Here is a 16,830-nt window from a genome sequence, read left to right as displayed (position 1 = left end):
ACTCGGAATCTTTTTAAGGATTCGTGCAATCTTCGTTACGACATGCGCGTGCAGCGACGGTGTCGTGACTGACTCTTCTGCAACCTGATGAAAGTGATCGAATGACAAATGGCAGCGTGGCGATCGGCATCATCGGCGCAGGCATCATGGGCGAGCGTCTGCTCGGCGCGATTCTTCAACAGGACCGCGCTCTGGTCCATGTGTCCGGCATCTGGGATCCCTCGCCCGACGCGATGCGGCGCATGGAAAACACCTTCCCGGCCGTGCCGCGCCTGGCCGATGCGGCGGCGGTGATCGCGGCGAGCGATTGCGTCTACGTCGCCTCGCCGCCGGCCTCGCATCTCGGACACGCGCGGGCGGCCCTTGCCGCCGGCAAGAGCGTCTTCGGCGAGAAGCCGCTATCGGTCGACGTCGCCGATGCGCGAGCCTTCGTGCGCGAAGCCGGCACCCGGGGCGCCGTGAACTTCCCCTTCGCCTCCTCCTTCGCCGTGGCCGCGCTGCGCGACTGGATCGCCAAGGGCGAGATCGGCACGCCGCGCCGCATCGATATCGAAGTCGGCTTCAAAGTCTGGCCGCGCCCCTGGCAGGCCGATGCCGTGGCATGGCTGGACAGGCCACAACAGGGCGGGTTCACCCGCGAGGTGGTCTCGCACTTCCTCTTCCTGGCCCGGCGTCTCGTCGGACCGCTGCACGATCTCGTCGCCGAGGCCTGGTTCGCGGAGCCCGGCCGATCCGAACGGCGCATCCACGCCACCTTGCGGGCCGGCGACCTGCCGGTGACGCTTTCCGGCGCCGTCGGCGGGACGACGAAGGACGATCACAATGTCTGGATGCTGGAGGGCGACCGCGGCGCCGTGCGCCTGTGCGACTGGTCGATCGCCGAACGCCGCCTGCCCGACGGCTCCTGGCAGCCCGCCCCGGATGCGATGCCCAACGAGCGGGCGCGGCCGCTGGCATTGAAGCGCCAGCTCGAGGGTGTGGCGAGACTGGCCCGCGGCGAGGCGCATCATCTCGCCACGCTGCAAGAAGCGCTCGACGTCCAGGAGATCGTCGAGGCCATTCTCGCGACGCGCGCGCCTTAGACCGTCAGCCGCTCTTCTTGATGACGCTGATACGGCCGTCGGCCTCGAGGCAGGCCACCTTCACCTGGCTGCAGTCGTCGACGCCGTTCTCGCGCAGCTGGGCCATCAGCTCGCTCTCGGTCACGTACTCCCGCCGCATGTTGCGGTAGAGCATGCGGCCGTCGTCGATCAGCTTGAGCTTCGGCCCGCGGGTCAGGCGCTCCAGCGCCGGAATCCTGAACTGCAGCCATTCGATCGAGTAGCTGCACATCAGGATCACCAGCACGACGAAAGCGCTTTCGCTGATCGAGCGTGTCTCGGGAACGAAGCCGTTTCCGGCCACTTCGGAAATGAGCACGATGACGAGAATGTCCGAGGGGGCGATGCCGCCGAGCTGGCGCCTCAGCACCAGCCGCATCAGGACGAAGATGATGGCGTAGAGGAGGATCGCCCGCACGGCCAGCTCGGCCAGGGCCACGGTGGGCACGAAAATCGACTCCCAGTCGATCGACAGCAGCCAATGCAAGGAAGCCTCCCGTCCGAACCAGCGCGCCTGCAACGCTCGAGACTGGCAGCACGTTGCAGCTCCTTGTGGGCAATCCCGGCATCGTACCGGCGTCCCCTTGGATAGGCCGGCTCACCTTGGATAGAAGGTCGACCCGTAGTCGAAGGTGATCTCCTCACCCGCCGCGACGCCCTCGATTCCCGCCACGATCCAGATGCGGCCCTTGTCGCGCAGGATGAAGCAGTTGGGGTTGCGGCGGCGGTGGTTGGCAAAGCGCGCCTCGTTGCCCCGGGAGGCGCCGTCGATGCTGAGGTTCTCGCCGAGTTCGAAGATGCAATCGGCGCCTTCGGCAATGCGCGCGAAGGCGACCTTGTCGGGAATCCGCTCGCCCTTGTATTCGATGATCCTGGTGCCCCACGGAATCTCTTCCGCGGCGAACAGGCCCATGCCGTGAATCTTCGACTTCTTCACCACGACTTTCACGACGCGTCTCTCACAGGGCCAGGCGTGACGCTCGCCATAACACTCGGCGAGACGGGGGCAAAGACGCTCTCATTCCTTCCGCTCCGTCGTTTGGAGCGGCAGCGGCGACATCGCTTCGAAGACGCCATCGCGCCGGACCAGGGCGTGGAACAGCGCCGCCGCGACGTGCAGCAGGATCAGCGCGAAGAACGCGAAGGCCAGCCAGCGGTGCGCGGCCCACAACAGCGTGTGCAGCGAGTCGGACTGCGGCAGGATCGGCGGCAGCCGGAAATTGCCGAACAGCACGACCGGATAATCGGCCGTCGACAGCATCGCCCAGCCCAGCAGCGGCAGGGCGATCATCAGGCCATAGAGTCCCCAATGCGACAGCACCGCGCCGAGCCGCATCAAGGGCGGCAGGCTGGCGGGCAGCGGCGGGGCGCCCAGCACCAGGCGCAGGACGAGACGGACGAGCACCAGCGCGAACAGCGCCACGCCCAGCGTCTTGTGGGTGGCGAGCAGCGGCACGTAGGACGGCGCGACGGTCGAGAGCATGCCGACGCCGATGAACAGCATGGCGACGATGCCGGCGGCCATCGTCCAGTGCAGCAGGCGCTGGGCGCCGGAGAAGCGGGCGTGCGTCATCGTCCGGCTCATGGCCTGGCGCTCCCGGCGGCGGCCGTGCGGGGATAGTCCTTCGCCTCGGACGTGCGCAGGTCGTAGGACCGCGCATACGCCGAGGATCGGGCGGCGGGGAATGGATCGTCCGATACGCTCATGCCGCGCGGCAGCACGGTCGGGTCGAAATTGATGTCGCGGCACGGACCGTCCGGCTCGCCGATGACCTTGTTCACCACCAGCGTGCCGACCTCGACCGTGCGCCGGCCGGCGGGCCACGCCTTGCTGGGATCGGCGGTCTCGTCGCCGGGCTCGGCGACGGTCAGGACCATCGTCCAGCGTTGCGGGGCGGCGGCGACCCGGCTCGCGATCTCCTGCTCGAGATGGTTCGGGCCGCGCTTGGCGAGCTCGTCCGGCGCGATCGGCACCGGCGTTGCCGCCGGCCGCAGCGACCAGCGTACCGCGCGGGGCGTTCCGGCGGCGTCGGTGAACAGAAATGAGTTGAGGCCGTTGAACGAATCCTCGGCATAGCTCGATGTCCAGGGGGCCGTTCCGGCCCAGCCGGCGAAGGCCATGAATTCCGGGTGGCGGCCGATGAACGCCTTCATCGCCTCCGCCCCCTTCGGCGCCGATTGCAGGAGATCGAAGAAGGCCTGCGGCGTCGACACGGCAAAGACCGGCGCGTCGATCATCGCGCTGCGCCACACATCGCCGTCGGGCGTGGCGATCTGCAGTCCCATGCCGCGCACCCGCACCGTCGCATCCGCCGCGTTCGGATTGGCCGTGGCCAGGTTGAAGCGGCCGAGCACCGGCCAGGTACCCGCCGTGAAGACCTGCGCCCTCGACAGGGTCACGCCGTTACCGTTCGACTGGAACTCGCCGGTGAAGCAGATGCCCTTGGCATGGTTGCGTCGATGGCCGAGCGCCGGACCGCCCGCCGGCGCCAGTGCCGCAACGAGCCGGGTCGGCGTCAGGCGCTCCGGCGACAGCCAGCCCGCCGTATAGGCGAAAGCCGCCGCACTGCCGGCCACGACCAGCGCGATCACGGCCAGGGACACCAGGGGGCTACGAGAAGGTCCGGGGGATGATCGTGAAATGGGAAACTCCTGGCGGGTCGTCGTGCAGAGTATGGCTGCGACCAGGACGGCCGCCCTGTCAAGAAGGCGTGAGACTCAGGCCCCCGCGATGCGCGCTTCCACGAGATCGACCTCGCGCACGAGTTTGCGCGCCGCTTCGTCGGACAGGCGGCCGCTGCGGGCAAGCTGGAGCAGTCGCTCGCGCTCCGCCCGCATACCGACCAGCTCGAGCTCCCGCTCGAGCGCCTCGATGCGACGCGCAACGTCGCCCTCGGCACCCGATCGCGAGAGCGCGTCGATGCGCTGGCGGTAGGGTGCCATGGCGCGCGTCGCCGCTTCCGCCCCCAGATCGGCGTCCCCGGGGCGGGTCGCCAACCCGCCCTGGGCATGCGCGATGGCCGCCAGGGCGGCCTCTCCGGCGGCGACGCGGGCGGCATCCTCCGCCGCTTCCTCGCCCGGCTCGGCCGCGAAGTCGAGGTGACGCAGCAGGCCCGGCAGGAGGATTGTCGCCGCGACCAGCGAGGCGATGATCACGCCTGCCGCCAGGAACACCGCGAGGTCGCGCGCCGGGAACGGGCTGCCGTCGCCCAGCATGAATGGCAGCGAGAGGACGCCCGCCAGCGTGACCGTCCCGCGCACGCCGGCGACGGTGAGCGCCGCGACCAGCCGGCAGCTCGCGGCCCGGCACAGCGCCAGGCGCACCAGCACCCACACCCAGGCGAACCGCAGCGCGGCGACGCCGAAGGTGATCGCCGCGACGTAGAGGAGCAGCCAGCAGATCTCGGCATGACCCGCCTCGTGCACCACCTCCGCGGCGCGGCTGGCGATCCGCGGAAGCTGCTCGCCCAACAGAATGAAGATGACGCCGCTGGCGCCGAACTGGATCGTCTCCCACACCGCGCTGCGCCGGACGCGGGTCTCGGCGAGCGCTCCGCCGCCCTGTTCGACATGGCCCATGGTGATGCCCGCCGCGACGGCGGCCAGGATGCCCGAGGCCCCGGCCATGTCGGCCAGGAAGTAGGCTCCGAAGGGAATCAGCAGGCTGATCAGGATCTGCGCGCCGACATCCTCGCCATAGCGACGCGACACCCAGTTCTTCACCTGGGCGGCCACGGTGGTCACGGCGAAGCCGGCCGCCAGCCCGCCGATCGAGACCCACGCGAAACTGCCCACGGCATCGGCCAGCGAGAAGGTACCGGTCAGCGCGGCGACCACCGCGAAGCGCAGGCAGACCAAACCGGAGGCGTCGTTGAGCAAGGCCTCGCCCTCGAGGAGACGCATCAGCCGCTTCGGCACGGGCACCCGCGCGGCGATGGCCTTCACCGCGACCGGATCGGTCGGCGAGATCACCGAAGCGAGCGCGAAGGCCACGGCCAGCGGCATGGCCGGGATCATCCAGTGGATCAGCAGTCCCAGCCCGAGCACGGTGAACACGACGAGACCCAGCGCCAGGGCCAGGATCATTCCCTTGTCCCGCACCAGGCCGGCCTTGGGCAGCCGCCAGCCGTCGAAGAACAGCAGCGGCGGCAGGAAGAGCACGAAGAAGACCTGCGGATCTAGCCTGACGCCGAGATTGGCGACCGCGGCGACGAACACGCCGAGCGCGATCTGGACGAGTGGCACCGGCACGGGCAGCGGCAGCATGCGGGCGCAGGCGCCGCTCACCACCACGGCCGCGAGCAGGATCAGGACGATCTCGAGCGGTGCCATGGCTCGCGCTCCCGTCAGGCGGTGCCTGCCGCGGCGCGGATGAGCCGCACGGCGATGCCCTTGTAGGAGGGCGTGAAGCTCAGCGGGTCGTGGGCATCGAGCGCCACCAGCGGATTGGTCTCCGGATAGTAGGCGGCGCAGCTCCCCTCGGGGAACGAGTAGGCCACGAGCTGGTAGCCACGCACGCGCCGCTCGATGCCGTCATCGTTCACCGCGACGATGTCGACGCGGTCGCCGGGCTCGAAGCCCAGCCTTTCGATCTCGGTCGCGCCGAGGAAGACGACGTCGCGCTGGCCATAGACGCCGCGGTAGCGGTCGGACATCGAATAGAGCGTCGTATTGTACTGGTCGTGGCTGCGCACGCTGGTCAGCCACAGCACGTCATTGTCCTTCTGCGCCGGGTCTTCCTGGATACCCTCATAGATCAGGAAGTTGGCCTTGCCCGAAGATGTTTTCCAGACGCGCTCGCGCGCCGTCGAGACGAGATGGAAGCCGCCGGGCACGCGGATGCGCGCGTTGTAGTCCTGAAAGATCGGAATCACGTCCTCGATGGCATCGCGAATGAGGTCGTAATCGGCGACCAGCTCCTCCCACGGCACGACCGAGCGCGTCCCGAGCGTCGCGCGGGCGATGCCGGCCACGATCGCGGGCTCGCTCTTCAGATCGTCCGAGGCGGGCTTGTTGAGGCCCAGCGAGGCGTGGACCATCGACATCGAATCCTCGACAGTGATGGACTGTGGGCCGGTCGCCTGGGCGTCGAGCTCGGTGCGCCCGAGGCAGGGCAGGATCAGCGCTTCCCGGCCGCGCACGAGGTGGCTGCGGTTGAGCTTGGTCGAGACGTGGACGCTGAGGTCGAGCCGGCGGAAGGCGTCGCGCGTCACCTGCCAGTCGGGCATCGCCGCCACGATGTTGCCGCCCATGCCGAAGAACACCCGCACCTCGCCGCGGGCCATCGCCTGGAGCGCGGTGACGACGTTGTGGCCCGGCGCCGACGGCGGCGTGAAGCCGAACCGCTTGCCCAGGCGCGCCAGGAAATCGGCGGCCGGGATCTCGGTGATGCCAACCGTGCGATCGCCCTGCACGTTCGAATGACCGCGCACCGGACAGATGCCGGCGCCCTCGCGGCCGAGATTGCCGCGCAGCAGGCAGAGGTTGGCGAGCTGCTGCACCGCCTGTGCCCCGTGGCGATGCTGCGTGATGCCCATGCCGTAGACGACGATGGCGCGCCCGGCCTTCATATAGGCCCGCGCCGCTTCCTCGATCTCCGAGCGGACGAGACCGGACTGCCGCTCGAGCGAAGGCCAGTCCGCCGCCTTCAGGTCGGCGATCAGCGCGTCGATGCCGGTCGTATGCTCGCGGATGAAATCCCAGTCGAGCACGGCGGCTTGCCCTGCGCCGCGCGCGCTCTCGTCGGCCTCGACCAGGACCTTCATCAGGCCCTTGATCACCGCGACGTCGCCGCCGACCCGCACCTGGTAGAGGCGCGAACTGATCGGCGTGGCGCTGAGCGTCACCATCTCGATCGGATCCTGCGGCGCCTGGAAGCGTTCGAGCGCGCGCTCACGGAACGGGTTGAAGGACATGATGGTGGCGCCACGGCGCGACGCGTTGCGCAGGCTGGTCATCATGCGCGGGCTGTTGGTGCCGGGATTCTGGCCGAAGATGAAGATGCAGTCGGTCTTGTCGAAATCCTCCAGCAGCACCGTTCCCTTGCCGACGCCGATCGAGAGCGGCAACCCGACGCTCGTGGCCTCGTGGCACATGTTCGAGCAGTCGGGGAAGTTGTTGGTGCCGAACTCTCGGACGAAGAGCTGGTAGAGGAACGCCGCCTCGTTGGAGGTGCGGCCCGAGGTGTAGAACTCGGCCATGTTCGGATCGGGCAGCGCCGCCAGGTGCCGGCCGATGGTCGCGTAGGCTTCGTCCCAGCTCACCGGCAGGTAGCAGTCGCTTGCCGCGTCGTAAGCCATCGGGTGCGTGAGCCGCCCCGCCATCTCGAGCTCGTAGTCGCCCCAGCCTTCCAGCTCGGAGACGGTGTGCTCGGCGAAGAACGCCGGCGTGCAGCGTTCGGCGGTCGATTCCCACGCCACCGCCTTGCCGCCATTCTCGCAGAACTCGAACGAGGACGTATGTTTGGGATCGGGCCAGGCGCAGCCGGGACAGTCGAAGCCCGTGGGCTGGTTCATGCGCAGGAGGGTCTTCGATCCCTTGATCGCGATGCCCTGCTCGACGAGATGCTCGCCCAACGCCTTCAGGGCGCCCCATCCACCGGCGGGCTGCTTGTAGGGGCGAATGCGCCTGTTCTCGGCCATGGTCCTGCTCCCGATCGGCTGCGATGGCTCGATCCTCGGGGAAAAACCGGCGTTTGACTGCCTATACCAAGGTTTGCCCGTATCAGACGTCCATCTGAATTGGCGGTTTTTGCGCGGTCCCTATCCTCTCGTTCAGCCCCGCAAACGGTGCGTGGCTCGCGATAGGAGACCCTGCCATGTCGCCCAGAAGCCCCGCCACCCTGATCCCGCTGCGTCGCCCGACGGAGAGCACGCCCCCGCCGCCCGCGACGGTCACGACCGAGGCGCCGCCGTCGGAGACGCTGCTGCTCGAAGAACCGGCGACGAAGGACGAGGCACCTGCGAAGAAGGCGCCGCGCGCAGGGTTTCCGGGCCGCCGTGCGCTGTTCGGCGGGGTCGGCCTCCTGGCGCTGATCGCCGCGGTCTCGGCGGGCGGCCTCTATGTCGACTACGGCGCGCACTTCGCCACGACCGATGACGCCTTCATCGCCGCGCGCCAGTTCGCCGTCGCGCCCAAGGTGCCGGGCTACCTGACCTCGGTGCCGGTCACCGACAACCAGCATGTCGGCACAGGCGAGGTGATCGCCCATATCGACGAGCGCGACTATCGGGTGGCACTGGCCCAGGCCGAGGCGGCCATCGCGGCCGCGCAGGCCGGCATTGCCAATATCGATGCGCAGATGCAGGTCCAGCAGGCGCAGATCACCGCCAGCGAGACGCAGGTGAAGCTCAGCGAGGCCCGGCTGGTCTACGCGCAGCAGCAGTCGGAGCGCTACGGCGAGTTGGCCAAGGAGGGCTGGTCGAGCCGCCAGACCGGCGAACTCGCGATATCGGAGCTCTACCAGCAGCAGGCCGCGCTCGCGAACGCACGCGCCAACGTCATCGTCGCAAATCGCCAGCTGGATTCGCTCAAGGCGCAGCGCAACTCGGCCGTCGCCAGCCTGCAGCAGGAGCAGGCGCGACGCGACCAGGCGCAACTCAACCTGTCCTATACGACGGTGACGGCGGCCCAGCCCGGGCGGATCGTCCAGCTGGGCGCCGCGGTCGGCCAGTTCGCCCAGGCCGGCACCGCGCTCTCGATGTTCGTCCCCGACGAGATCTGGGTCGTTGCCAACTTCAAGGAGACCCAGCTCGACGCGATGCGTCCGGGCCAGCCGGTGAGCTTCGGGATCGACGCCTATCCCGGCCGCCAGATCCACGGCCATGTCGCCAGCGTGCAGCCGGGATCGGGCACCGCCTTCTCGCTGCTGCCCGCCGAGAATGCGACCGGCAACTACGTGAAGATCGTGCAGCGCGTGCCGGTGAAGGTGGTCATCGACCATCCGCCGACCGACGTCGCGCTGGGGCCGGGCATGTCCGTGGTCCCCACGGTGCGCACCGACCTGTCGCCGTCCCTGTACGAGCGGCTGCGGAGCTGGCTGTGAGCACCGGGGGCGCGGTCCGGGCGCCGAATCCCTGGCTGATCGCCGTGGTGGTGGCGATCGCCACCTTCATGGAAGTGCTCGACACCACGATCGCCAACGTGGCCCTGCCCTACATCGCGGGCGGCCTCGGCGTCAGCGAGGACGAAGCCTCGTGGGTGGTGACCACCTATCTCGTCTCCAACGCCATCAGCCTGACCGCCAGCAGCTTCCTGGTCCGCCGCATCGGCCGGCGGCGCTTCTTCATCGCCTGCCTCGCACTGTTCACCGTCAGCTCCGTGCTCTGTGCCTTCGCCTGGAACCTGCAGGCATTGCTGCTCTTCCGCGTCCTGCAGGGCATCGCCGGCGGTGGCATGGTGCCGGTCTCGCAGTCGATCCTCGTCGATACGTTCCCGCCGGCCAAGCGCGGCCAGGCCTTCGCCCTGTTCGGCGTCGCCGTCGTGGTGGCCCCCGTGGTCGGTCCCACCCTGGGCGGCTGGCTTTCCGACAACGCCTCTTGGCACTGGTGCTTCCTGATCAACGGTCCGGTCGGCCTGTTCACCATCGCTTCGATCGCGCTCCTGCTGCGCGAGACGCCGGCCCAGCTCGAGGACCGGCAACGGCTGCGCCGGACCGACGGGGGATTCGATCTCGTGGGATTCGCCCTCGTCGCCACTTTCCTCGGCGCCCTCGAAATCGTGTGCGACCGCGGCCTGGAGGATGACTGGTTCGGCTCGGGCTTCATCGTTGCCGTGGCTTCGGTCTGCGCCCTCGCCTTCATTCTCATGATCCCGTGGGAGATGACGCGCCGCAATCCGGCGATCGACATCCGCATGGTGGCGACGCGGCAGTTCGGCGCCTGCTTCCTCGTGATGCTGGCGACCGGCGCCATCCTGCTCGCGACCACGCAGTTCCTGCCGCAGCTCGTGCAACAGGATCTCGGCTACACCGCCACCTGGGCCGGTCTCGTCCTGTCGCCGGGAGGCCTGGTGACCATGGCGATGATGTTCATCACCGGCCGCCTGTTGACGAAGATCCAGCCCAAATACCTGATCGTCGCCGGCGGCTCGATCATCGCGCTCTCGATGTACAATCTGACCTCGATCTATGGCGATGTCGGCTTCTGGTACCTCGCCCACTCGCGCATGCTGCTGGGCGTCGGCCTGCCGCTGATCTTCCTGTCGATCACGGCCGCTTCCTACGAGGGCATTGCGGCGGACAAGGTCGACCAGGCCTCGGCGCTGGTCAATGTCGCGCGCAACATCGGCGGCTCGCTCGGCATCGCCCTGTCGTCCAACGTGCTGGCCCATCGCGAACAGTTCCACCAGAGCCGTCTGGTCGAGCACGCGGTGCCGTCGAGCGCCGGCTACCAGGAGACGCTGCGTCAGGCGATCGACTACTTCGCGAGCCATGGCAGCTCGGCGCTGCTGGCCCAGAAGCAGGCCATCGCCTGGATCGGCCAGCAGGTGGCGACGCAGGCCTCCTTCCTGGCCTTCATCGACGTCTTCTGGACGCTGATGGCGATCTCGCTCTCCGCCGCGGCGCTCGCGCTCACGCTGCGCAAGGTCAAGCTGGGCGGCCACGCGCCGGCGGCCCACTGAGGCGATCATGCGCAAACTGCTGAAAGTCGATCTCGTCCTCGCTTTCGTCATCGTCTGCATCGCGATGACGCTGACTGTCGTCGTGGCCTTCGCCACGCCCGCAGAAACCCACCAGGTGCATCAAAACCACCCGTTCCCACCCACCAAGGAGTAACGCCAATGACCACCGTCCAGGATCGCAGGACCGCCGCCCTGCAGACGCCCAGCACCCTCTCCGAAAATGCCGTCAAGGATCTGGCGGGATCGCTCTCGGCCTTGCTGGCCGACTGCTTCGCGCTCTACCTGAAGACCAAGAACTTTCACTGGCACATGTCGGGGCCGCACTTCCGCGACCATCACCTCATGCTCGACGAACAGGCAGACCAGATCTTCGCCATGACCGACCCGATCGCCGAGCGCGCCCGCAAGATCGGCGGCACGACGCTGCGCTCGATCGGCCAGATCGCCCGCCAGCAGCGCCTGCTCGACAACGATGCCGACTTCGTCCCGCCGGGCACGATGCTGGCCGAGCTGCGCGACGACAACCGCCAGCTCACGTCCATCCTGCGCGAGGTCCACGCGCTCTGTGACGAGCATGGCGACGTCGCGACGGCGAGCCTGGTGGAGGTCTGGATCGACGAGACCGAACGCCGGACCTGGTTCCTGTTCGAAAGCGCCCGCGCCCACGGCTGATCAGGAGACCCGTCGTCTCGACCGGTGCCCGGCACGGGCGAGACGACGGGGCCTTACGCGGGCGGCCGCAGGGCCCGCTCGACGCACTCGATCATGCGGCTGCCGTCGAACGGCTTGGTGAGGAAGCCCGCCGCACCCTGCTCCTCGGCCTGCCGTCGCACGTGATCGCGCGGAAAGGCGGTCATCAGGATGACCGGCAACGGCGTGTCCGACGCCACGAGGCGCTTCTGCAGTTCGAGGCCACCCATGCCGGGCATCTGGATGTCGGTCACGAGACAGGAAAAGGCATCGCTTCCCGGCCGCCCGAGGAAATCCTCGGCCGAGCAGAACACCCTCACCTCGTAACCCACCGATCGCAGCAGGTTGCCCAGCGCCTCGCGCACCGACTCATCGTCATCGACGATGGCGATGCAGGGTGGCGAATCGGCGTTCGAAGTGTCGGGTGCGGAGGGCATGGCGATGCCAATCTGCGGCAGGCTCCGCGACGCCGGTAGCCATACGTACGTTTATGAAATTGCAGAGAGCGTGCTAGCCACGGCCGGCATGCAGGGACAGTTGCTCGGCCATGCGCACGAGGTCGGCGAGCGTGCCGGCGCCCATCTTGCGCATCGCCTGGGCGCGATAGAGCTTCACGGTGATCTCGCTCAAGCCCAGCTCGCCGGCAACCTGCTTGTTCATCAGACCGCGCGTCACAAGGGTCATCACCTCGCGCTCGCGCGGCGACAGACTCTCGAAACGCGCACGCACGTCCCGTCCCGCTGCGGCGGCAGCGCGCCGCTGCCGGTCCGCCTCGATCGCCGAAGAGACCGCATCGAGCATGTCCTGGTCGCGGAACGGCTTGGTCAGGAAGTCGACGGCACCGGCCTTCATGGCGCGCACCGACATCGGCACGTCGCCATGGCCAGTCATGAAGACGATGGGCAGCTCGATGCCCATGCGCGCGAGCTGCCCCTGGAATTCGAGGCCGCTCACGCCCGGCAGGCGGATGTCGAGCACGAGGCAGCCGGGCGCATCGCCTGCGCCAGCCTTCAGGAATTCAGCGGCCGAACCGAAGAGCTTTGCCTGCAGGCCGACGGACCGGAAGAGATTGTCGAGCGCCAGCCGCAGCTCCTCGTCGTCATCGACGACGAAGACCACGGGCGTCGGCTCCGCCGGGGCGAGCGCGGCCGGCCGGCGGTTCATGCCGCCCTCCCGGCGACCGGCAGACAGACGCGGAACGTGGCCCCACCGTCCGGCCGGTTACCGGCTTCGATCCGGCCGCCATGGGCCTCCACGATCGAGCGCGAAATCGACAGGCCCATGCCCATCCCGTCGCTGCGGGTGGTGAAGAAGGCGTCGAACAGGCGGGCAAGGTCGGCTTCGGCAATCCCCGCGCCGGTATCCTCGACTGTCACCACGATGGCATCTCCCAGGCTCTCGCGCTCACCACGCTGCACTCTAACAGAAATCGTGCGCCGTTCGGGCGGCATGGCGCCCAGCGCCTGGATGGCGTTGAGCAGAAGATTGAGCAGGACCTGCTGCAGCTGCACCCGATCGCCCTCGACCGGCGGCAGGCCCGCCGGCAGATCGGCCAAAAGCCGCACGCCCTGGACGCGCAGCTCCCGCTCGACCAGCTGCGCGGTCTCCTCGGCGACCGCCGCGAGGTCGAGCGTCGCGTGCGCCGGCGTCGACTTGGCCGACAGGGCGCGCAGGCGGCGGACGACGTCGCTGGCACGCTGCGCATTGCGCAGCATCGCCTCGATGGATTTCTTCGTCTCGCCCAAGTCCGGCGCGGCCCGCCCGAGCCAGCGCAGGCCGGCCTCGCCGTTGGCGACGATGGCGGCGAGCGGTTGGTTGACCTCGTGCGCGATCGAGGCGGTGAGCTCGCCCATCGTGGCGATGCGCGACAGATGCGCGAGCTCGCTGCGCGTGCGGTCGAGCTTGTCCTCGGCGGCACGCTGGGCGGTGACGTCGGTATTGGTCTCGAGCACGGAAGCCGGCCGCCCCTGCGAATCGCGCTGCAGCGACCAGCGCGAACTCACCGTGACCGGTCGGCCGTCGCGGCACGTATGGACGATCTCGCCCTCCCAGCGGCCCTCGCGCTCCAACTCCTCGACGATCGCCGGATAGGGCGTCGGAAAGATCTTCTTCAGCAGCGTCGCCGCCGGCTGGCCGACCGCCTCGTCGCTGCTCCAGCCGTAGAGATCCTCCGCCGCGCGATTCCAGTACTTGATCACGTCGTTGCGGTCGCGCACGAAAACGGTGTCGTGCGTGAGATCGAGGAGATCGGCTTGCTCGCGCAGCGCCGCCACCGCCAGCTGGTTGCGTGCAGCGAGCAGCGCGGTGATGGCGATGGCGGCGAGGCTGACGAAGCAGCGCAGAATTGCTCCCGTATCCGACGTGAGATCGTGCGTTAGAACGAAGCTGGTGATCGTCAGCGCGGCGCATGCCGCGGCGATGGCCAGGATGCCGCTATATCCCGCGAAGTCGACCGCCAGCAGCACGACGGCGACATAGAGCACGGCCACGGCGATATCGAGCGGCGTCATCGTATCGACGACGAAGATCGCGACGGCGACGATCGCCGTCAGAACCGGCACGGCGATCCTCGTCCGGCGAGGCGCCGGAACGTAAGGGGACATGAAGGGAGCCTCCGCAACGTTGGCCCGCATGGTAGCCCCGCCACGCCGGCCCGTGCGAGCGGTGTTTGCCGCACTCGCCGATCAGTGAATCGTGTAGCCGCCGTCGACGATGAGGTCCTGGCCGGTCAGGAACGAGGCGTCGGTGGTCAGCAGCCAGTGCACGACCTCGCCGATCTCCTCCGGTCGGCCGAAGCGTCCCATCGGCACGTAGTCCATGCGCCGTGCGGATTCCTCCGGCTGGTCGCGCGCGCGATCGAGCAGCGGCTGGGTGGCGATCGGTCCCGGCGACACGGTGTTGACCTGGATGTTCTCGCGCGCCAGTTCCAGCGCCATCGACTTGGCGAGATGGATCAGCGCCGCCTTGGTCATGCCGTAGATCGTGCGCGTCTGATAGGCGACCGAGCCGAGCTGGCTTGCGACATGCACGATGCGGCCGCCGCCCTGGCGCCGCATCGACGGCAGCACCGCCTGGCTGGCGAGGAACGGCGCCCGCAGGTTGACGGCCACCGCCTTGTCGAACTCCGCGGCGGTGAAGTCGCCAAAATTGCGGTTCAGCCGAATGGCCGCATTGTTGACCAGCAGGTCGATGCGGCCAAAGCGCTTCTCCGCCTCCGCGACCATGGCCAGCACCGCGTCGGCATCGCCGAGGTCGACCATGAGCGGCACGACGCCGCCGGCATCGCCCAGCAGGCCGGCGCATTCCTTCGCCACCGCCTCCGGCGAATCGTCCGCCACAAGCAGCAGCTTCGCGCCCGATGCCGCCAGCCGGCGCGCCACGGCAGCGCCGATGCCGACGGGCGACGACGCGCCCGTCACGATGGCGACTTTTCCCTGCAACGGTTTCATCTTCTCTCCGGGCTCAGGCGATGACGCCGTAGCGCGCCTGCTGTTCGGCATGGGCTTCGCGATAGCGGCCATAGGCGCGCTTGTGCGCCTCGGCCTGCGCGTCGGCGTCGAGGGTCCGCGGATCGTCCTCGAGATCGAAGTGCCCGTAGCGATCGACGCCGCGCACCAGCGTGGCCGTCATGCGCTTGCTGCCGCCATGGCGCACATGGGCGGGGATGTAGCTGATGCCGAAGCCGATGCGGCGGTCGTCGCCGCGGTTGGGCCGCGAATTGTGCGCGACCAGCGTGTGATGCAGCGACACCTGGCCGGTCTTCACCGGCGCGAAGACGGCCCGCGAGGTGTCGAGCGGCTCACTGATCGAGCGGGCGCCGGCGTTGATGGTGCCGGGCGTGGCCGCCTGCCCGTGCGCCAGCTGGCCCAGGCGATGGCTGCCCGGCGCGAACTCCATGCAGCCGGCCTCGATCGAGGCTTCCGAGAGCGCCACCCAGGCGGTGACATGCTCGTAAGGCTGGAGGCCGAAGAAGGTCGCATCCTGATGCCAGGCCGTGATGGCGTCGGTCTTCGGTTCCTTGATGAAGAAGGTGCTGGTGAAGACCAGGATGTCGGGGCCGAGCAGCGGCTCCATCACGTCGAGCAGGCGCGGATCGCCCACGAGGTCGCGCGCCCAGGGCAGCCGCACATGCAGCTTGCGCCGGTCGCCGGCCGAGGCCGGTCCCGGCGGCAGGGTGCGCTCGAAGGCTTCGAGGTCGGCGCGCCAGGCCTTGGCCTCCTCGGCCGAAAAGACATCGACGGGGGCGAAGAAGCCGTCGCGATGAAAGGCGTCGACCTCGGCCTGGCTGAGCGTGCTCACGTGTCTGGTCCCTTCCTGGCGCGTCAGCCGCCGGTGCCGGTCGCCTTGGCCAGCGGCCCCCACTTGGCCGCTTCGGCGGCAAGGAACGCCGACAGCGCCTCGGGCCCGGTCTTCTGCGGCAGGTTGTAGCCCAGCTCGATATAGCGGGCGCGAATGGCGGGATCGTTCAGCGCGGCCTCGACCGCCTTGACGATGCGGTCGACGACGGGCCGCGGCGTCTTCGCCGGCGCCAGCATCGCCTGCCAGCTCCCGGCCTCGAAGCCCTTGAGGCCGAGTTCGTCGAGCGTCGGCACGTCGGGCACCAGGCGCGAGCGTTCGAGCGACGAGACGGCGAAAGCCCGTACCGCGCCGCTCTTCACATGCGGCACCAGCACGTTCTGCGAATCCATCATGAAGCCGACCCGGCCTGCGACGAGATCGTTCATCGCCGCTGGCGTCGAGCGATAGGGCACGCGCGTGAACTCGACGTTCTCCATCTTGGCCAGCAGCATCTGGCCGAGATCGGCCGAGCTGCCGGGACCGGCGGAGCCGCAGTTGACCGTGCCGGGATGGGCCCGCAGATAGGCGATGAAGCTCTTGTAGTCGGTGGCCGGCACGGAGGGATGCACCGCGAGCACGAATGGCATGAGACCGAGATGGCTGATCGGCTGGAACGCCGTCGCCGGATCGAACGTGACCTGCGGGAAGAGTTCGGGGATGACGGAATGCGCCATGCCCGTGACCAGGAGATTGTAACCGTCGGGCGCGGCGCGCGCGATCAGGTCCGCGGCGATCGTCGATCCGGCGCCGGGCTTGTTCTCGACCAGCACCGTCTTGCCGAGCGTGCCCGTCATATGCTCGGCGATGATGCGCGCCACGACGTCGATCGCACCGCCCGCACCATAGGAGACGACCACCCGCACCGGCTTGTCGGGATAGGCGTCCTGTGCGGCAGCGAACCGGGGAAGGCCGGCGCTCGCCGCAGCAGCGAGGCCAAGCCTGAGGAAGCTCTTGCGGGTGGGCATGCGGGTACGTGTGGGATTGGACATGAGAAGCGCCTCCAACTCTATTGCCGGCACCGCGACGCCAGCAACAATGATGCCGAAGCCCACGTCGCAGGGCGGGATCCCGCACGGCATTC

17 protein-coding genes are annotated in these 16,830 nt (G+C 68.6%); 5 read left to right on the top strand and 12 right to left on the bottom strand.

What is annotated here, in order from left to right:
* Nucleotides 1-101: 101 nt before the first annotated feature.
* Complete coding sequence (locus ACO07K_RS03565) at nt 102-1,082, top strand: Gfo/Idh/MocA family protein (RefSeq protein WP_422034513.1); 981 nt, start codon at nt 102-104, stop codon at nt 1,080-1,082.
* Nucleotides 1,083-1,086: 4 nt separating this feature from the next.
* On the opposite strand, the gene ACO07K_RS03560 is transcribed toward ACO07K_RS03565, so the two are convergent.
* The 6 genes from ACO07K_RS03560 to ACO07K_RS03535 all read right to left on the bottom strand — a co-directional run bounded on the left by ACO07K_RS03560 (nt 1,087) and on the right by ACO07K_RS03535 (nt 7,741).
* The gene (locus ACO07K_RS03560) at nt 1,087-1,587 is read right to left on the bottom strand and encodes a DUF421 domain-containing protein (RefSeq protein WP_422034512.1); all 501 of its coding nucleotides are present in this window, start codon (nt 1,585-1,587) and stop codon (nt 1,087-1,089) included.
* Nucleotides 1,588-1,698: 111 nt separating this feature from the next.
* The gene (locus tag ACO07K_RS03555; RefSeq protein WP_422034511.1) at nt 1,699-2,049 is read right to left on the bottom strand and encodes an SET domain-containing protein; all 351 of its coding nucleotides are present in this window, start codon (nt 2,047-2,049) and stop codon (nt 1,699-1,701) included.
* Between the two features lie 69 nt (nt 2,050-2,118).
* The gene (locus ACO07K_RS03550) at nt 2,119-2,685 is read right to left on the bottom strand and encodes a cytochrome b (protein WP_422034510.1); all 567 of its coding nucleotides are present in this window, start codon (nt 2,683-2,685) and stop codon (nt 2,119-2,121) included.
* Nucleotides 2,682-3,704 carry a catalase family peroxidase gene (locus tag ACO07K_RS03545; protein ID WP_422034509.1) on the bottom strand — a complete coding sequence of 341 codons (1,023 nt, stop codon included), beginning with the start codon at nt 3,702-3,704 and terminating at the stop codon, nt 2,682-2,684. Before ACO07K_RS03545 ends, ACO07K_RS03550 begins: the two co-directional genes overlap by 4 nt.
* 114 nt (nt 3,705-3,818) lie before the next feature.
* Nucleotides 3,819-5,432 carry a Na+/H+ antiporter gene (locus ACO07K_RS03540; RefSeq protein WP_422034508.1) on the bottom strand — a complete coding sequence of 538 codons (1,614 nt, stop codon included), beginning with the start codon at nt 5,430-5,432 and terminating at the stop codon, nt 3,819-3,821.
* A gap of 14 nt (nt 5,433-5,446) precedes the next feature.
* Complete coding sequence (locus ACO07K_RS03535) at nt 5,447-7,741, bottom strand: FdhF/YdeP family oxidoreductase (RefSeq protein ID WP_422034507.1); 2,295 nt, start codon at nt 7,739-7,741, stop codon at nt 5,447-5,449.
* A 176-nt stretch (nt 7,742-7,917) separates the two neighbouring features.
* On the opposite strand from ACO07K_RS03535, the gene ACO07K_RS03530 reads away from it, so the two are divergent.
* The 4 genes from ACO07K_RS03530 to ACO07K_RS03515 are packed head-to-tail and all read left to right on the top strand — an operon-like array spanning nt 7,918 to nt 11,393.
* Nucleotides 7,918-9,144 carry an HlyD family secretion protein gene (locus tag ACO07K_RS03530; RefSeq protein WP_422034506.1) on the top strand — a complete coding sequence of 409 codons (1,227 nt, stop codon included), beginning with the start codon at nt 7,918-7,920 and terminating at the stop codon, nt 9,142-9,144.
* On the top strand, nt 9,141-10,721 hold the full coding sequence (locus ACO07K_RS03525; protein ID WP_422034505.1) for a DHA2 family efflux MFS transporter permease subunit: 1,581 nt from the start codon (nt 9,141-9,143) through the stop codon (nt 10,719-10,721). The genes ACO07K_RS03530 and ACO07K_RS03525 overlap by 4 nt, the downstream gene beginning before the upstream one ends.
* A gap of 7 nt (nt 10,722-10,728) precedes the next feature.
* Nucleotides 10,729-10,875, top strand: coding sequence for a hypothetical protein (locus ACO07K_RS03520; protein ID WP_422034504.1), 147 nt, complete (start codon nt 10,729-10,731; stop codon nt 10,873-10,875).
* Between the two features lie 5 nt (nt 10,876-10,880).
* A complete protein-coding gene (locus ACO07K_RS03515; RefSeq protein ID WP_422034503.1) occupies nt 10,881-11,393 on the top strand; it encodes a Dps family protein in 513 nt (170 codons plus the stop codon).
* A gap of 53 nt (nt 11,394-11,446) precedes the next feature.
* On the opposite strand, the gene ACO07K_RS03510 is transcribed toward ACO07K_RS03515, so the two are convergent.
* The 6 genes from ACO07K_RS03510 to ACO07K_RS03485 all read right to left on the bottom strand — a co-directional run bounded on the left by ACO07K_RS03510 (nt 11,447) and on the right by ACO07K_RS03485 (nt 16,738).
* Nucleotides 11,447-11,848: a response regulator transcription factor gene (locus ACO07K_RS03510; RefSeq protein ID WP_422034502.1), complete on the bottom strand. Its 402-nt coding sequence runs from the start codon at nt 11,846-11,848 to the stop codon at nt 11,447-11,449.
* Between the two features lie 73 nt (nt 11,849-11,921).
* On the bottom strand, nt 11,922-12,575 hold the full coding sequence (locus ACO07K_RS03505; RefSeq protein ID WP_422034501.1) for a response regulator transcription factor: 654 nt from the start codon (nt 12,573-12,575) through the stop codon (nt 11,922-11,924).
* On the bottom strand, nt 12,572-14,014 hold the full coding sequence (locus ACO07K_RS03500; protein ID WP_422034500.1) for a two-component system sensor histidine kinase NtrB: 1,443 nt from the start codon (nt 14,012-14,014) through the stop codon (nt 12,572-12,574). The genes ACO07K_RS03505 and ACO07K_RS03500 overlap by 4 nt, the downstream gene beginning before the upstream one ends.
* 81 nt (nt 14,015-14,095) lie before the next feature.
* Nucleotides 14,096-14,860 carry an SDR family NAD(P)-dependent oxidoreductase gene (locus ACO07K_RS03495; RefSeq protein WP_422034499.1) on the bottom strand — a complete coding sequence of 255 codons (765 nt, stop codon included), beginning with the start codon at nt 14,858-14,860 and terminating at the stop codon, nt 14,096-14,098.
* A gap of 13 nt (nt 14,861-14,873) precedes the next feature.
* On the bottom strand, nt 14,874-15,710 hold the full coding sequence (locus ACO07K_RS03490; RefSeq protein WP_422034497.1) for a phytanoyl-CoA dioxygenase family protein: 837 nt from the start codon (nt 15,708-15,710) through the stop codon (nt 14,874-14,876).
* A gap of 23 nt (nt 15,711-15,733) precedes the next feature.
* Nucleotides 15,734-16,738, bottom strand: coding sequence for a Bug family tripartite tricarboxylate transporter substrate binding protein (locus tag ACO07K_RS03485; RefSeq protein ID WP_422034496.1), 1,005 nt, complete (start codon nt 16,736-16,738; stop codon nt 15,734-15,736).
* Nucleotides 16,739-16,830 lie beyond the last annotated feature (92 nt).

It is taken from the genome of Reyranella sp. (assembly GCF_965228225.1).
Taxonomy (GTDB): Bacteria; Pseudomonadota; Alphaproteobacteria; order Reyranellales; family Reyranellaceae; genus Reyranella.
Note: the sequence above shows the minus strand (reverse complement) of the source record. Positions and strands in the feature narration are given on the sequence as shown.